This window comes from Streptomyces sp. CA-210063 (assembly GCF_024612015.1).
Lineage (GTDB): Bacteria > Actinomycetota > Actinomycetes > Streptomycetales > Streptomycetaceae > Streptomyces.
In genome coordinates this window covers 10,843,646-10,859,970 of record NZ_CP102512.1, presented here as the reverse complement: position 1 = coordinate 10,859,970, position 16,325 = coordinate 10,843,646, and the positions used below count along the sequence as shown (strand labels likewise).

At 71.5% G+C, this 16,325-nt stretch carries 9 protein-coding genes and 1 pseudogene; 7 read left to right on the top strand and 3 right to left on the bottom strand.

All coding sequences use genetic code 11. The annotated features are described in order from the left end of the window. Positions 1-815 precede the first annotated feature (815 nt). Both JIX56_RS47820 and JIX56_RS47555 read left to right on the top strand, forming a co-directional pair. A complete protein-coding gene (locus JIX56_RS47820; protein ID WP_306819808.1) occupies positions 816-1,043 on the top strand; it encodes a hypothetical protein in 228 nt (75 codons plus the stop codon). A 44-nt stretch (positions 1,044-1,087) separates the two neighbouring features. Next, the gene (locus tag JIX56_RS47555) at positions 1,088-4,072 is read left to right on the top strand and encodes a DEAD/DEAH box helicase (protein ID WP_257536686.1); all 2,985 of its coding nucleotides are present in this window, start codon (positions 1,088-1,090) and stop codon (positions 4,070-4,072) included. A 43-nt stretch (positions 4,073-4,115) separates the two neighbouring features. On the opposite strand, the gene tpg is transcribed toward JIX56_RS47555, so the two are convergent. After that, on the bottom strand, positions 4,116-4,673 hold the full coding sequence (tpg, locus tag JIX56_RS47550; RefSeq protein WP_257536687.1) for a telomere-protecting terminal protein Tpg: 558 nt from the start codon (positions 4,671-4,673) through the stop codon (positions 4,116-4,118). 12 nt (positions 4,674-4,685) lie between these two features. Next, a complete protein-coding gene (gene tap, locus JIX56_RS47545; RefSeq protein WP_257536688.1) occupies positions 4,686-6,929 on the bottom strand; it encodes a telomere-associated protein Tap in 2,244 nt (747 codons plus the stop codon). 890 nt (positions 6,930-7,819) lie between these two features. Between tap and JIX56_RS47540 the strand changes: the two genes are divergently transcribed. The 5 genes from JIX56_RS47540 (at position 7,820) to JIX56_RS47520 (ending at position 15,497) form a co-directional block, all read left to right on the top strand. After that, positions 7,820-9,763 (top strand): Helicase associated domain protein, encoded by a 1,944-nt coding sequence (locus JIX56_RS47540; RefSeq protein ID WP_257536689.1) that lies wholly within the window; start codon positions 7,820-7,822, stop codon positions 9,761-9,763. A gap of 257 nt (positions 9,764-10,020) precedes the next feature. Then, positions 10,021-11,415: a TniQ family protein gene (locus tag JIX56_RS47535; protein WP_257536690.1), complete on the top strand. Its 1,395-nt coding sequence runs from the start codon at positions 10,021-10,023 to the stop codon at positions 11,413-11,415. A gap of 205 nt (positions 11,416-11,620) precedes the next feature. Next, positions 11,621-12,355, top strand: coding sequence for a TnsA-like heteromeric transposase endonuclease subunit (locus tag JIX56_RS47530; RefSeq protein ID WP_257536691.1), 735 nt, complete (start codon positions 11,621-11,623; stop codon positions 12,353-12,355). Next, positions 12,352-12,960: a hypothetical protein gene (locus JIX56_RS47815; RefSeq protein ID WP_306819809.1), complete on the top strand. Its 609-nt coding sequence runs from the start codon at positions 12,352-12,354 to the stop codon at positions 12,958-12,960. Before JIX56_RS47530 ends, JIX56_RS47815 begins: the two co-directional genes overlap by 4 nt. A 1,565-nt stretch (positions 12,961-14,525) precedes the next feature. After that, the gene (locus JIX56_RS47520) at positions 14,526-15,497 is read left to right on the top strand and encodes a TniB family NTP-binding protein (protein ID WP_257550676.1); all 972 of its coding nucleotides are present in this window, start codon (positions 14,526-14,528) and stop codon (positions 15,495-15,497) included. 230 nt (positions 15,498-15,727) lie between these two features. On the opposite strand, the pseudogene JIX56_RS47515 reads toward JIX56_RS47520, so the two are convergent. After that, positions 15,728-16,297 (bottom strand): annotated as a pseudogene (locus tag JIX56_RS47515) (NAD-dependent epimerase/dehydratase family protein); the annotation flags it as partial. Positions 16,298-16,325: the final 28 nt, after the last annotated feature.

The following is a 16,325-nucleotide window of genomic DNA, read 5'->3' as shown; positions in this document are numbered from 1 at the left end:
CGCGATGTGCAAGCGAACACCCATGCTGCGCATGGGTGTTGCGCTCCCGCTCCGCGGGAGCGCTGGCGGGCCGCTCCGCGGCCCGCTCAACCTGACTGCTGCGCAGTCAGGTTGACGGTCCGTCCGCTGCGCTCCCGGACCGGCGGGGCTACGCCCCGTTGTCAGGCCTCCGCTGCGCTCCAGCCTTGGGGGGCGGGTCCGCTGCGCTCCCCCGCCTGACGGTCTTTCCGGCTGCGCCTCCAGAACCTTGGGGCCCGCTGCCGCGGGCCGGGCTGGCTACGAGGGGGGTTGCTCGTTCGTGTCGGTTCTAGTGTATCGCTGCCCCAGCTTGATGCAGCATGTATTATTGGCAAAAATGGAGTAGGGGCGGAACGATGGTCGTCAGTGAGGTAATCCCTGGAGGGCTCACCCGCAGGGCTAAGTATTTCATTAGGTGCCACGGCTACTGGACTGGTCGCGGAAATATAGAGCAGTACAGGGCTCGATGGATGGAGCACGGGGTACCTGAGGGGCAGATCGATCGGGTGTCCGCCTTCGAGGCTGTCTGGGGCGGCCTGGTCCTTCCTCCTTCTCCTCACTATGACGGGGGGCCTCGGGCGTTCCGCGGGGACGTACCCGAGAGGCCGGCCCGTGACTGGCTCTTCGAAGCCGGCGCGCAGCGTACGGCTCTTCCCTATGCGTTCGTGATCGGTCCGAACGGAGAGTTCGGGCTTCACGCCGGGACGTGGGTGCCCTTGCATGCCAGCATCGCAGGGTGGGTTGAGTCTCTGGCCCTGGCGGATCACGCCCGTAGGTGCGCGCGTACCACTGCGACGTTGACGGGCGCTGCCGTGGACGACCTCGAGCTGGACGGGTTCGAGGCCGTGCCGGAGGTTGCCGGCCTCGCAGACGCCTGGTGGCGCGGCAACGACTCGCTGATCGCCATCTACCGCGGCGAAGCCGAGGTCATGGAAGCGCCCCGCTGCCAGACCGCCACCATCTACGCCGGACTCGACGCATGGGGACTCAGAGGACTCGACGGCACCGACACACCCTCGAAATAACCTCACACAACACCGCCGGGTCCTACCCGAAAAGGGAATCAGAAATGCAGGTCATCTCGCTCAGGGAACACCAGATCGACCAGAAGGCCGCCTTCCGTAAATGGGTGGGATTTCCTGCAAGATCGTCTGTGCCCCCTCAGGGTGCTCGGGGCACGATCGTGTCCGCGACCGGATCCGGCAAGACGATCACGGCAGCCGCGTGTGCGCTGGAGTGCTTCCCGGGCGGCCGGATCCTCGTGACCGTGCCGACCCTGGACCTGCTCGTGCAGACCGCCCAGGCGTGGCGCCTGGTCGGCCACCGCTCCCCCATGGTCGCGGTCTGCTCACTGGAGAACGACCCGGTGCTCAACTCGCTGGGGGTGCGCACCACCACCAACCCGATCCAGCTCGCCCTGTGGGCCGGGTCCGGGCCGGTCGTCGTGCTTGCCACATACGCCTCTCTGGTGGACCGTGAGGACATCGATGCACCCGTGGGCCAGCGGAAGGTCCGCGGGCCGCTGGAGGCCGCTCTGGCGGGCGGAGAGCGGCTGTACGGCCAGCAGATGGCGGGCTTCGACCTCGCGATCGTGGATGAGGCTCATGGAACTGCCGGTGATCTTGGTCGTCCGTGGGCGGCGATCCACGACAACGCCCGTATCCCCGCCGACTTCCGGCTCTACCTCACCGCCACCCCCCGCATCCTCGCCTCGCCCCGCCCGCAGAAGGGCACGGACGGCCAGGAGGTGGAGATCGCGACCATGGGCCAGGACTCGGAAACCTACGGGCCGTGGCTGGCTGAGCTTGGGCTAAGCGAGGCGATCGAACGCGCAATCCTCGCCGGGTTCGAGATCGACGTGCTGGAGATCCGCGACCCCTCCCCGGTCCTCGGGGAATCGGAGGAGGCGCAGCGAGGCCGGCGCCTGGCCCTACTGCAGACCGCGCTCCTGGAGCACGCCGCAAGGTGGAACCTGCGCACCGTGATGACCTTCCATCAGAAGGTTGAGGAGGCAGCGGCGTTCGCGGAGAAGATGGCGGAGACGGCCGCGGAGCTGTACATGAATGACGCCTCCGACGACGACCTGGCGGCCGCAGACCGGCTCCCCGCATCGTCGATCGACGCGGAGTTCTACGAGCTGGAAGCAGGTCGCCACGTACCCCCGGACCGGGTGTGGTCGGCATGGCTGTGCGGCGACCACCTCGTATCCGAACGCCGCGAGGTGCTGCGGCAGTTCGCCAACGGCATCGACGCCGCCGGCCGCCGGGTCCACCGCGCGTTCCTCGCCTCGGTGCGGGTCCTCGGGGAAGGCGTCGACATCACCGGCGAACGCGGAGTGGAGGCGATCTGCTTCGCCGACACCCGCGGCTCCCAGGTCGAGATCGTGCAGAACATCGGCCGCACGCTCCGGCTGAACCGCGACGGCAGCACGAAGATCGCGCGCATCATCGTGCCGATCTTCCTGGAGCCCGGCGAGGACCCGACGGACATGGTGGCCTCCGCCTCGTTCCGCCCTCTCGTAGCCGTCCTCCAAGGCCTCCGCAGTCATGATGAACGACTCGTTGAGCAACTCGCCTCCCGCGCCCTCAGCAGCGGGAAACGCAAGGTGCACGTCCAGCGCGATGAGAACGGGCGGATCGTCGGGACCGGCGGCGAGAGCGACGGCAAGGACCAGGAGCAGGACGACACCGACGCCGCCGCCGAGTCGGCCCTGCTCCACTTCTCCAGCCCGCGCGACGCGTCGACCATCGCGGCCTTCCTGCGCACCCGGGTCTACCGGCCGGAGTCCCTGGTGTGGCTCGAGGGCTACCAAGCCCTGCTGCGCTGGCGGAAGGAGAACCACATCACCGGCCTCTACGCCGTCCCCTACGACACCGAGACGACGGTCGGCGTCACAAAGGGCTTCCCGTTGGGCAGGTGGGTGCACCAGCAGCGAAAGGCACTGCGGGCCGGGGAACTGGAGCTGCGGCGCAGGGAGCTCCTGGACGCTCCCGAGGCCGGGATGGTCTGGGAGCCGGGGGAAGAGGCATGGGAGAACAAACTCGCCACGCTCCGCTCCTACCGGCGGGCCACCGGGCATCTCGCACCCCGCCAGGACGCCGTCTGGGGCGAGAGCGAGGCCGAGGGCCTGGTGCCCATCGGACAGCACATGGCCAACCTCCGCCGCAAAGGCGGCCTCGGAAAAAACCCCGAACGCGCGCAGGCTCGGGCCGCGCAACTGACCGCCATCGACGAGGACTGGGACTGTCCGTGGCCTCTGGACTGGCAACGTCACTACCGCATCCTCGCCGACCTCGTCGACACCGACGGCCACCTGCCCGAGATCGCACCCGGCGTGACCTTCGACGGCGACGACATCGGACGATGGCTCGCACGGCAACGCGAGGCGAGCACCTGGGCGCAACTGTCCACCGAGCAGCAGGAACGGCTATCCAAGCTGGGCATCAAGCCCACTGAGGCGCCGACTCCCGCCCCGGCGGCAACGCGTGCGACCAAGGGCCCGAGCAAGGCGCAGCAAGCGTTCCAGCGTGGCCTGACCGCCCTCGCACAGTGGGTGGAACGGGAAGGCGCCAACCGGCCTGTACCACGCAGCCACGCTGAGGAGATCACGGTCGACGGCGAGACGGAACCGATGGTCGTGAAACTGGGCGTATGGACTTCGAACGCCCGGGCGAGGTGGGACAAGCTCACTTCCGAGCAGCAGGCCGCCCTCGCCGCCTTGGGTGCGCCCTGGGCGAAGGCCGCAGCGGTGCCGGCCCCGTCCGGCGGCATGGGCGACGGTTCCGTCCGGCCCGCGTCGTCGGACGCACAGGCCCAGGAGGACCACGACCAGGGCGACACGGTGACGGGGGAAGAGCGCGAGACCCAGGCAGCACGGGGCCGGGCGCGGGCGCAGCGCAAGAACGAGCTGATGCGCAACCACACCAAGGCAGAACTGCTGCACATGGCCTACGCGGGCGGCCTGGTGCGCCACAACTCCCCCGAGCAGTGGCGCAAGGACGAAATCGCCTCCACCGTGGTCGACATCGAACTCCGAGCTGCCGACCGGCTCTGACCACAGCATGATGCTGTCGACGGGGCTCGCGGCTGTTCGAGATCTACAGGTCGAACTCGAGGTGCTCGATGTCCGTGAAGCGGACCTCCTCCAACTGCCCGGCGCGGCGGCCGCCGTCCTGGAAGTACACCTCCTTGAGTGCCTCAGCCGCGATCTCCTGCAGGCGCTGCTCGGTGGCGCCCTGCTCCTGGGCGTCGAAGAGGCGGGCGGCGTAGCGGGGCGGCAGGGCGACGGTCAGGTGCCGGATGCGGTCCTGATCCGTCGACCCGATCGGCGCGGTGTAGCCGAGCCGGGCCCGGGTGTCGACGACGATGCCGCCCGTGGTCGCCGCCTTCTGCCGGGCCTTGGCCCTAATCTGCGGCTGCCACCGCTTCTTCACCTCGCGCTCCAGCCGGGCTGCGAGGTCCGGGCGCGGCTTTTTGATCTGGTCCTTCACGTACCGCTCGACGGTGCGCTGGGAGATCCGCAGCATCTGGGCGACCGCCTTGGTGCCCTTGAGCTGCTTGACCAGGTACCGCATCTGCGCGGGCGCGCTCTTGGGCGCGGGGCGGGTGAACGCCTTCTGCACCGCGGCTTCCAGGCCGTCCCCGAACAGGCTCATCGTCGCCTTCTCCTACTCTCCGTTGTCGACGTCGGTGACGGTGCCGTCCTTGATGTACCGGGCGAGGTTGAGCTCCGGCGCGTTGAACCGCTCGCGGACCTCTTCGCCCCACAAGACGCTCTGGGTGCCCTCGTGCTTGACCAGGCCCGGGTTGATGCCGAGCTTGAAGCCGCCCGGCAGCGGCTTGCCGTCCCGGTACGGCAGGAAGTCCAGCGGGCTGGTGCCGTCGACGGCGTAGACGACGCAGTCGGACAGGACCGCGACCGGGTACTGCCCGGTGAACGCCGCGTGCTTGACGATCTTTCGGTGCAGGTTGATCCGGGTGCGGGAGATGACCGCCGCGCGGATGTCCGGCCGCCACGTCGGCCGGGACAAGGCCCGCCACGGCTCGCCCGGCCGCCAGCGCTCACCGCGCGGGCGCTCGCGCAGCTTGCCCAGGCCGCCCTTGACCGTCGCCTTGACCGCAGAGACGACGATCGCCAGCTCCGGGTCACGCTCCTTGTAGCCGTCCATCGCCGCCAGGAAGTCCTCCGGCGACAGGTCCGCGTGCACGCCGAGGTCAGCCATCGTGGTCAGGTAGGCGTCCCGCAGCCGGTTGTACCAGCCGTCCAGGTAGCGGCCGCTCTCGTACCGGACGTACGCCTCGATCGGCGCGACGTCGTAGCCGAGCTCCACCGCGTACGCCACGGTCGGCGTCGCGTACCAGGCCGGCCCCTCGGGCCGCTCGCCCTTCGGCGTGAACGGGCTCGGCAGCAGACTCGCGTCCAAGTCTGCCCATTTGTTCTTGGCGACCCTCACCCGGGACAGGTCGACGTGCGAGAGGTCCACCAGCCACGAGCCGGGCAGCTTCGCATCGAACACCGGCGCCTTCACATGCGTCGGCGCACCGAGGCCGACGACCAGGCCGTTGGCTCCGGCGGCGAAGGCCATGTTCACGTCGATGCCCACCAGGTGCCGCAGGGTGCACTCGGCATCCGTCATCGGCCGCGCCCAGTCGTACGCCTCCTCGAACAACTTCTCCGCCGGACCGCGCACGTGGAACCGCGGCAGGTCCGCCAGGAGCGGGTGCCCGTCGGGGGCCTCGCACGGCGCGCAGTCCACCGGGTCCTTCCCGAGCGAGCCGGGGTTGTGCTCGGAGTGCCGCTTGCCGTCGGCGTCCGGCTCGGAGGCCCGGGTCGGCGGGTGCAGCGCGGTCATCAGCTCCAGACCGGTCACGGCGGTCGATCCGCGCGGCGTCATCACCCGGGACGCGTACACGCCCAGCACGCGGGCGAGTTCCGCCGGCGCCAGCTTCCCGGCCTCGCCCCAGTGCCGGGTGTCGAGCGCGTGCCACGACGGGATGCACAGCTGCACGCAGGCACGCTCCGAACCGGTGGCGGGACGGTAGATCCTCGCCCACGGCCCGAACCCGCGCTTGGTCAGCTTCCAGTCGGCACGCGCCAGTTGCTTGATGACCTTGTGACCCTCCGGAATCCGCCCGGCGAGCCGCTCCTCCTCCGTGAGGGCGACGGGGAGGCCGTAACGCTCCAGCGCGGACTCGGTGAGCACAAGTAGCGGATCGGCGTCCTTGCCCGGCCCGGACAGCTTCGGCTGCCCGAGCCGCGCCTCCTTGAGCGTCCACTCCACCAGGGCCGGGATGCTCTTGGCGGGCACCTCCAGGACCAGGCCGCCGACGCAGTACGCCAGCACCTGCCCGTCCTCGACATCGACGACCGCCAGCGGACCGTTCACAAACCGCGGATCCGTGCCACCCGCAGGAGTACCGGCCGGAGGCGCCTTCCGCGCGCCCGGACGGCGCGACGTCGACGACGGCCTGGCGGTGCGCGCCGGACGCGACGCAGCGGCCGGAGCTGGGGCGACGGGGGCAGAGGTCTGGGTGTTCTCGGTCGCAGTCATGGCCGCAGCCTCGGAGACCGGCGCCGCGGCCAGAGTCCGGACTTGTGGAGCGGGGGCAGGCTCGCCGGTGAATGTCTCAGGCACCGCCGTGTCCTGCTCGGGTGCGGCGGGGTTGGTGGGGGCGGGGTAGAGCTCCGCGAGCTGCTTGAGCATCCGCGCATACGCGTCACGCTCCGGCGGTCTGGGCTCGGTCTTACCGGCCTCCCAGCCGCTGACGGTTGCCCGCCGAACGTCCAGGGCTGCGGCAACTTCGTCCAGCGTCAGGCCGTGTGCCTGGCGCAGCCGCTTACGTTCCGCCGACGGCGGCAGCACAGACCGGGACGCGACCAGCGCATCGATCCGATCGAACAACTCGGACATCGAACACCTCCTGAGCAACACCCTAGCCCACTAACCGTACGGATAGCGTACGTTTGCCGTACGAAATGCGTACGGCAGGTGTTCTATGTATCGGCGGCGGCCGTGGCCCTGCCCCAGGCCGCCCCCTGCGGGCCGGTCGCCCAGCGCACAGCCCTGGACAGCCCGCGTCCTCACGACTCGTGCGGCATCTCGAAGTCGGCCTCGGCGCACAGGGCGTGCTGGGCCTGCGCGGCGTGGACCGTCCGGAAGGAGCGCCGCAGCGCGCCGGCGTCCCTATCCTCAGCTTTCCAGAGTCCGACCTGCCCGATGTGGTCTGCGTGGAGCAGCGACCAGTGCCCTCTACCTGGAACAAGCGGTGGGACGTGGCAGTAGGAGAAAGCGAGGAGGAAGGTGCAGCAGGGCAGCCTCGGTCCGACGAGAGCCGCGACCTGCTGAGAGGGCTGCGCCGGAAGGCGAGTGAGCGTGTGCGTGGAGTGTTGCGGGTGGTGCCGATGTCCGGTGAGACGACGTGGTCGTTCCTGCACCGGGTCGCGGCCGCCTACGGGCTGCAGGCCGGCGACCTGACGGCGTGCTGGCGGTGGGCGAATCCCGTGCACCAAGCGCGCGGTGTGCGCCCGGACGGCGAGGTCCTTCTCGACGAGGCGGCGCAGGAGCAGCTGGCCGGCTGGTGCCGGGTGCCGGGCGGGCATCTGGCGCGGGCGTTGCCGTCGTGGTCGGCCGGGCCTGCAGCGCTGGCCGGCCGTGGCGGTGGGAGACAAGGGTGGGCGGGTGGCGGGTGGGGTCCTCGGAGTGGGGGCCGGTGGTGTCCGGCTGCCGGCTGTGTGCGGCTAGGGGCGGCCCGGGTGCGGGGCGGGTGTGGGTGTACCGGGCGCGGTGGCGGCGGTTTGTGTGTGCGCCATGGGCGGTGGCTGCTGGATGCGGGTGAGGGGCATCCGTGGGAGTTCGCCGATGTCGGGTGCCTGGGGCGGGAGCTGGACGGTGCGCAGCGGCGTTTTGGCCGAATAGTCCGGGCTGAGGCGGGCGCGGGCGTGGGGGTGGGGGTGGGGGTGGTGGGCGGGGAGGTGTTCGCGCTGGCGCGGGCGGTGGTGTGCGGGTGGTGGGAGCGGGAGGAGTTCTGGGCGCGGGAGCGGGTGTGGGGGCCGCGTCTGGAACAGGTGGTGGCGGCCACCTGCCGGCGGTATCCGGAACCGCCGGGCTGGGGGGAGCGGCAGTGGCGGCTGCTGGTGCGGGACGTGGTGGTCTTTCCCGAGGTGGTGACGGTGGCGGCGGCGTTGAGCGATCCGGTGGTACGGGAGCTGGCTGCCGGGGGCGCAGCGCCGGGGCTGGTGCGCAGGCCGGGTGGGGAGGGGTTCGTGGCCGCGTTGGGTGCCCGGCTGGGACGGGACTGGCTGGGGGAGGTCGAACAGCCTGATCAGGCAGGGCCGTTGTCGGTGTGGGTGCAGGCGGTGGCCCGCGAGCAGCGCCGGCCCGCGGCGGTGCTGCCGCCGCCCGGGCGGGGGATGTGGTGGGTGCGCAGCGCGCACCGGCCCGTGGAGGTGGGCCCGGGCCTGCGTCTGCTGGCACCCGCCTTCGATACCGGCGCGGGTCCGGGCGGGGCTGCGGGGGCGGGGGCGGGAGGGTGGCGGGCGGAGCCGGCTGTGCCGCGGCGTACCGGGCACGGTCAGGGCCTGACGCGGCGGCACGAGGAGCTGTTCGCCGAGGGGCTCGAGCACGCGCGGGCTCACGCGGCGCGGTGGGGACACCTGGCGCTCCCCCACACCAGCGGCCGGGCCGGTGCGGGCTTCGATCTGGGGCGGTGGCTGGCCAACCGGCGTGCCGACGCGGCGTCGCTGACCCGCCGGCAGGCGGAACAGCTCGGCGCACTGGATGCCTGGTGGAACCCGCCGTGGCCGGTCGACTGGCAGCGGGCCTGGTACCGCGCCCGCACCCACGTGAGGGAGCGCGGGCCGGTACACGGCGGGGACAACCTGCAGGGGCTGCCGCGCTGGCTTGAGCGGTGGCTGCGCCACCAGATCACCCACTACCCGCAGCTGCACGACGGCCAGCAGCAGCTGCTCGCCGAGCTCGGGCTGCCCGCGGCCGAGGCCGAACGGTTTAACGCCTGGCCCGGCCGGCGCCGCCCGGCCGCCGACGGCCTGGCCCAGGCCCGCGCCTACGCCGCCCGCCACGGCCACCTCGCCGTCTCCAAGCCCACCCGCACCGACACCGGATTCGCCCTGGGAACCTGGCTCAACCAGGTACGCCAGCGTCAGCACCCCCACGGCCGGCCCACCCGCCTGGGCCGGCAACTGACCGCTATCGATACCTGGTGGAACCCGCCCTGGCCGGTCGCCTGGCAGCGCATGTGGTGGGCCTGCCGCCACCACCTGGCCGGCCTCCCCGACGGCATCGCCTGGTGGCCGGGCGCACCGGATGCCGAACAGGCCACCGCATGGCTGGGCGAGCAGCAGGACCGGCAGCCACTGCCGCACCCAGAACAGCAGGACCTGATCGACCAACTGGAGGCGCTGGCCGGCAGGGTGTTGGTGTGGCAGCCGCGGATCAGCGACACCGCCTGGCACTCCCTGTCCGCCCTGCTGCCCCCGCCCTCGCACACCGGCGGCCGCCGCAGCGAACGGCAGATCCTGGAAGCCATCATCCACATCGCCTGCACCCGGCAGGCCTGGCGACGCCTCCCCCAGGCCCTGGGCTCCTTCCAGACCTGCCGACGCCGCTACCTGAGCTGGCTGGCCGACGGCACCCTCACACGTATCTGCCACGCTGCCCTCCCGGCCACCGACCAGGCATGGCAGCAAACCCTCGCCCACCGGCTGCGTACCAGCGCACAGGACTGACGGGCAGCAGGGGGCGCGGCTTTTAGGGGGCTGGCTGTCTGGGGGAGGGCGGGAATGCGGCGGGCCGGGCCGTGGTCGGCGGATGCGCCATGCCCAGGTGGCTGAGGAGCTCCGTGGACGCGCTGTCAGAGGGCGAAGCCGCTTCATCGAGCGGGTCAGCTCTCCACAGCCTCCCGCGCCAATCCGGTGTGCCTGATCCGTTGGGCATCCGTTGTGAAAGTGCCCGCCCGGGACGGCGAACACGAGACCGTGGTGGAGTGACCCCTCCCCCCGGCCTGCTGCGCACCGCTCCCCTGCAGGGAGAGACGACCTCGTCGCTGATCTGCCGCATCGCGAGCCGCTACGGGATGGAAGCGAAGGTGCTGCGGTCCTGCTGGCACTGGCGCAACTACCAGCCCGGACACGACGGCGGGGGCGCGCGAGCCGATGCCGAGGCGCTGCTGAACGCAGCCGGACGGCAGCTCCTGGCAGGCCTGTGCGGGGTCAAGGAAGACGTGCTGGTGCGGGCGCTGCCGTCCTGGGAACAGGAGGACGCCAAGCTGCCCGCCGGGGAGGACGGAGCGCCGGCGGCGGCGTGGCGGATCGGCGGCGCGGTCGCGGGGCCGGTGGCATTCGGCTGCCGCCTGTGCACGGCCCGGCGTACGGGGACGGCCGTGCGGGTGGTGCGGTACGCGCCGCGGTGGTCCCGGGTGTGTGTCCGGCACGGGCGGTGGCTCCTGGACGCGGACGCCGACCAGCCCCTGGAGTATCTGGACGTGCGGCATCTGCCGGAAGTGGCCGCGGCGCAGCGGCGGTGGACCGGGGTGGCGCGGCGAGCGGTACGGACCGGCGCGGAGCCAGAGCGGGTGTTCGCGCTGGCGCACGCGGTGGTGGCCCGGTGGTGGGAACAGGCCCTCAACTGGGAGCGGGAGACCATCTGGCCGCGGCGCCTGCACCAGGTCGCAGGCGGTAACGCCGGCGGTGATCTGGAACGGTGGCGGATCGTGGGGCGGGACGCGGTCGTCTTCCCCGAGGTGGTGGCCGTCGCCGACGCGCTGCTGGACCCGGCCATGGCCGAGCTGGCGTGGGCGGACAGCGGCGCCGGACGGCCGCGGGCGCTGCCCGCCGATGGAATGTTCTGCCGCCGACTCGGTGAGCGGGTCGGCCGACCGTGGCTGGGGCCGCTGGCCGCGACCGACTACGGCGGCCCGCTGACCTCCTGGATGGGTAGCGTCATCCGCCTTCGCCGCGGCGCTGGCGGGCCACCCGGATACGACAACGATCCATGGTGGCTGCGCCAGGAGCACCAGTGCGCGACCATGGCCGGGCAACTGCGGGTATTGGGCAAGGAGAAGAAGGCGCCCGGGTCGGGCAGGATGTGGCGCGCGGCGGTGCCCGCCGAACAGCGGGCGCTGATCACCCGGGCGATCGAGAGCGCCGAGGAACAGCTGCTCCAACTGCGCGGAGCGCAGACCGGGCCTACCGCCGATGTTGCCCGGCAGCTCCTGCGCAGCCTCCGCCACAGCGCCGACCTGATCGAGAACGCGTGGAAGCGGACCGCCCTGGCCGCGGCGAACGCCGGGATGCCCCTGGACGAGGTCGCCCAGTGGGCGGACATGTCTCCCGACGCCTTGATGGACATACTGACGGCCGGCCAGGAAGACAGCGGCTGAAGGACCGCCCGGCAAGCGCGGAACAGCCGCCAGAGGGGGCTCGTCAACCGTTAGCGCACGCGGTACCCGTTCGCGGCAGGAATCCCCAAAACCACCCTGCCTGCACGCGGACACGGCTTGGCTGAAGCAGGTGATCAACGCAGATACGGCCAGGCCAGGAAGCCGGGCAGGGCGGGTGGCGGCCGGTCGCCCTACCGGGTTCGAGGTGGTCTTTCTCGACCCCGTCGGGCAGGTGGTCCAGCAGCGGTGGGCGGACGCCGCCCTCGCGGTGGCGTTCGAGGACCTGGCGCCGGTGTCCGCATTCCCGGTGATCCCGGGGCGGCGGTGGGGACCGGGCCTGTGGTGGTCGTCCACGACCGGACGGCACGTTTCTGCGGGATCGAACGCGATGCGCACCCAGCTGATCGTCCTCGACCGCGATCCGCGCGTGACCGCCCTGGCGGGGCGGCCGGCACGGCTGCTGTGGCGCAACCCCCGCGGGCAGGTGCGTTCCTGGGTGCCGCAGCTCTTCGCCCGCTACACCGACGGCACCGCCCTGCTCGCCGACTGCCCCAGCCACCCCGACACCGGCGGCGAACGTGCCCTCAACGCCGCAAGGGCCGTCGCGGAAGCGTGCGCACACATCGGCTGGACCTACCGCCGCCTCCCACCGCTCGACGACATCCTGGCCGCCAACCTGAAATGGCTGGCCGGCTACCGCCACCCCCGCAACGCCGGCCCGACCGGCCTGACAGCGGCCGTCCTTGAGGCGTTCGCGCGGCCGCGGCCGCTGATCGAAGGCGCCGAAGCCACCGGCGACCCGATCGCAGTCCTCCCCGCCGTCTTCCACGCCCTGTGGCACAGACAGCTGACAGCAGACCTGGAAACGCCACTGCACGAACGCGTCCTGATCGGCCCGCAGGGCTGGAGCGGCCCCGGCAAGACGGAAGGTGCCGGGTGAGCGCGCGGCGCAATGCCCGGCCGGCCGTGAAGGTCGGAGCTCACGTCCGCTTCCGCGGCGTGAAGTGGCAGGTGGTCGCCCTGTCCGGGCAGGACATCCACCTCGTCGGCCCGGACGGCGGCGGCCAGGCCGTGCTCGCCGGGCACCTGTTCGCCGACCCCGGCTTCACCGTCATCGGGGCTGATGTGCCCCAGGCGGCCCCGCAGTGGGGGCTGTTCGAGACCGCCCCCGCCGCGGCGCGCGAGAAGGCACTGGCCTGGCAGCGGCACGTGAGAGAGGTTGAATGCGGCCTTGCCGGCGGACCCGGCAGCGACGGCGCGGTGCGGCCGCAGTACGACCCCGAACAGTACACGCTGGCCCAGCGCGAGCAGGCCAAAGCCGAGGAACTGACCGCGCTCGGCTTCGCCGCGTCTCACGCACCACGGTGCAGCGCATGCGGCTCGCCTACCGCAAACAAGGTCTGTGGGGGCTTCTCGACCACCGCAGCACGCGCGCCCCCAGTCCCACGGGGCGGGCCGACGAACGGGTCGTCGCCGCCGTCCGCGAGGCGCTGCGCCGCCGGCGCGGCCGCTCCAAGGGCACCATCAACGGCCTGTTCCCGCTGATCAACCAGATCCTTCAGGACCGGCACGGGCCCGGTACGGTGCCCGCGCCGTCCCAGGCCACCCTGTACCGGCTCGTCACCACCCTCGCCCGCCCCGGCGAACTACCCGCAGGGCCCGTGCGGCAGACGCCCGCGAGCTTCGACGGGCGGGCCTTCACCCCCACCACGGCCTTGCGGCCCGGCGAGCAGGTCCAGGTCGACACCACCCGCCTGGACGTCCTCGCCCTCTTCGACGACGGCACCCTCGCCCGCCCCGAACTCACCATCGCCATCGACGTCGCCACCCGCGCCATCCTCGCCGCCGTGCTGCGCCCGAGTGCGACCAAGGCCGTCGACGCGGCCCTGCTGCTGGCGGAGATGGCCGTCCCGCACCCCGCCCGCCCCACCTGGCCCAACATCCTGCGCATGGACCACGCCCCCGCACTCCCCTACCAACGGCTGACCACGCTCGATGAGCGCCTGGCGGGGGCGGCGGCTAGGCCGGTCGTCCTGCCCGAGACGATCGTCGTCGACCGGGGCAAAGTTTTCGTCTCCCGGGCGTTCACCGCCGCCTGCGAAACCCTCGGCATCAGCGTCCAGCCCGCCCCGCCCTTCGCTCCCACCGCCAAAGGCATCGTCGAGCGCGCCTTCGGCACCATCAACCATCTGTTCTGCCAGCACCTGCCCGGCTACACCGGATCCGACGTCACCCGCCGCGGCCCCGACGCCGAACAAGACGCCTGCTACAGCGTCGCCCAGCTGCAGGACCTGCTTGATGAGTGGCTGGTGCACTACCACCACCGCCCCCACGAAGGCCTGCGCCACCCGATGATGCCCCGCAAGGCCCTCACTCCGAACCAGATGTGGGCCGCGCTCGTCGCCGTCGCCGGATACGTCCCCGTCCCGTTGACCGGCCACGACTACCTCGAACTGCTGCCCGTGCGCTGGCAGGCCATCACCGCCTCCGGCATCCGCATCCACCACCGCACCTACGACGCGGACCTCCTCGCCCCCTACCGCGGCCAGCCCTCCCCCCACACCGGCCGAGGCGGGAAATGGGAGATCCACTACAACCCCCAACGTCCGCCAGATCTGGATCCGCCTGCCCGACGGCCAGCTCACCGAGATCGGCTGGATCCACCGCGACCACGTCCACCAGCCGTTCAACGACCGCACCTGGCAGCACATCAGAACCCTCACCCTGCACGGCAACCACCACGACGCCGAGCAGTACGAAGCCGACCTCGCCGACGCTCTCGACCAGCTCATGCGACGCGTCCACAGCGGCCACGCCACCAAAGCAGAACAGGCACTCGTAGCCCGCACCGCCGCCCTCCCCCTCCCCGCAGCCCGCCGCCCAGAACACGACACGGGCCAGAGCGCCGACGACCCAGCGCAGTGGGACGAGGACGACAGCATCGACGACCTCCCCCACGACGACACCCACCCCGCCGCGGCCACCGGATTCGGGCTCTACGACGCATACGAGGAAGCCGACAAGTGGTAAGCCCATGCCCACAGAGCCCAAGCAGCACAGCAGCCACCGCCGGCGGCGCGGACGGCGGTGCCGCCGAGCCGTCGTGGCCCCTGACCACCTGGCAGGGCTGGCACCGCTTCGCCACCGCCGCCCCCGTCACCCCGCCCCAGCCCGGCGCCCCGCCCCGCAGTACCGAAGAGCGCCTCGCCTACCACTCCAGCTTCGTCACCATCCGCACCCCCGCGATCAGCACCCTCGCCACCCAGGTCCGCACCCTGATGATCCTCGGCCGCCACCAACAGGCCACCGCACGACCCTCACTGATCGTCACCGGACCCGCCGCAGCCGGGAAAACCACCGCCCTCCTCCACGTCGGCCGCGCCTGCCACCTCGCCCACACCCGCAAAAACCCCGCACCACCCGGGTCAACCCACGCCGCGGTACCCGTCGCGTACGTCCTCGTCCCGCCCGGCGCCACCGCGAAAACCCTCATCACCGAATTCGCCCGCTACCTCGGCATCCCCACCACCACCCGCATGACCCAGACCCAGATCACCGACGCCGTCTGCCACACCTACACCCAGGCGGGTGTCCAACTCGTCCTCATCGACGAAATCCACCGCCTCAACCCCCGCACCACCACCGGCGCGCAGGCCGCCGACCTCTTGAAAGATCTCACCGAACGCCTGCGGGCCACGTTCGTCTACGCCGGCATCGACGTCACCGACACACCTCTCTTCTCCGGCACCCGCGGCGCCCAGCTCGCCGGACGCGCCACCCTCATCACCTGCGGCCCCCTCCCCGCCCGCCACGGATCACGTGAACCCTTCCGCGACGTCATCACCGACATCGAGAACAACCTCGACCTCACCCACCACAAAAACGGCGCCCTCCCCCGCCACGCCCCCTACCTCCACCAGCGCACCGCCGGCCGCATCGGATCCCTCACACGACTCATCCGCCAAGCCGCCATCACCGCCATCAGTGACGGCACCGAACGCATCACCAAGCAATCACTCGAGGCCATCCGCCTCGACCACCTCGCCGAAACCCACCACCGCCCCCGCACACGAGGCCGCTAACCCCACCACCCCGCCAGCACAAACAGCCCTGACCAGCACAAACACCGGCCGATCCTTTTCACGCCAGAGCTACCAACGACGAACCAAGCCAGACTCAGCACACAACACACAACCCCAGCTCACACACCCCGGCCACCCCGCTGGAACCGGTCACCCGGCCTCTCAACAAACCAGCAACACACCAGGCCAGCCGCCACCCTGTACACCAACAAGCCCTCCCTCGAGCGTCAGCCGCGGGTGGCGCGGTGGAGCCACCACGGGAGCCGGCCGACGTACTCGCCGGGCCCGAGGATGACGCCTGGGCGCAGTATCACCGCCCGGTCTTCACCGAACGCTGCGGTGGTCGCCCTCTCCGCGCCCGCCTTCTGCCTGCCGTAGTACCAGTCCGGGCCGTCCCAGTCGTCCGGGAGCCGCCCGTAGTCGGCGTCGGCATCCGGCGGGCCGTCCAGGACTTCAGAGTCCTCCGTCAGCGGATCGTTCGGCCATCCACGGTAGGCGTTCACGGTGGAGACGTACACGTACCGGCCGGATACCGGCTCCAGCGCGCGGGCGCCGGCGAGGACATCGCGCGGCGCCATCTCGGAGGCGGACGTGTCCACGACGGCATCCCACGGGCCTTCACCGGCCAGGCGCGCGAGGTCTGCGGCGTCTGTGCGGTCGCCGCGGACCGTCCGGGCTCCTTCTGGTGCGGAGCCGGAACGGCCGCGATTGAACACCGTCACTTCCCAGCCGCGATCGAACGCGGTCTGCGCGACCGCCCGCCCCAGGAACCAGGTCCCGCCGAGTACAAGAATTCTCATGGCGGCGATCCTGCCGTGTCGAGTCGGC

Excerpts from the sequence above, each read along its gene's own strand:
- JIX56_RS47555 (WP_257536686.1), top strand. The coding sequence starts at position 1,088 with ATGCAGGTCATCTCGCTCAGGGAACACCAGATCGACCAGAAGGCCGCC.
- tpg (WP_257536687.1), bottom strand. The coding sequence starts at position 4,673 with ATGAGCCTGTTCGGGGACGGCCTGGAAGCCGCGGTGCAGAAGGCGTTC.
- tap (WP_257536688.1), bottom strand. The coding sequence starts at position 6,929 with ATGTCCGAGTTGTTCGATCGGATCGATGCGCTGGTCGCGTCCCGGTCT.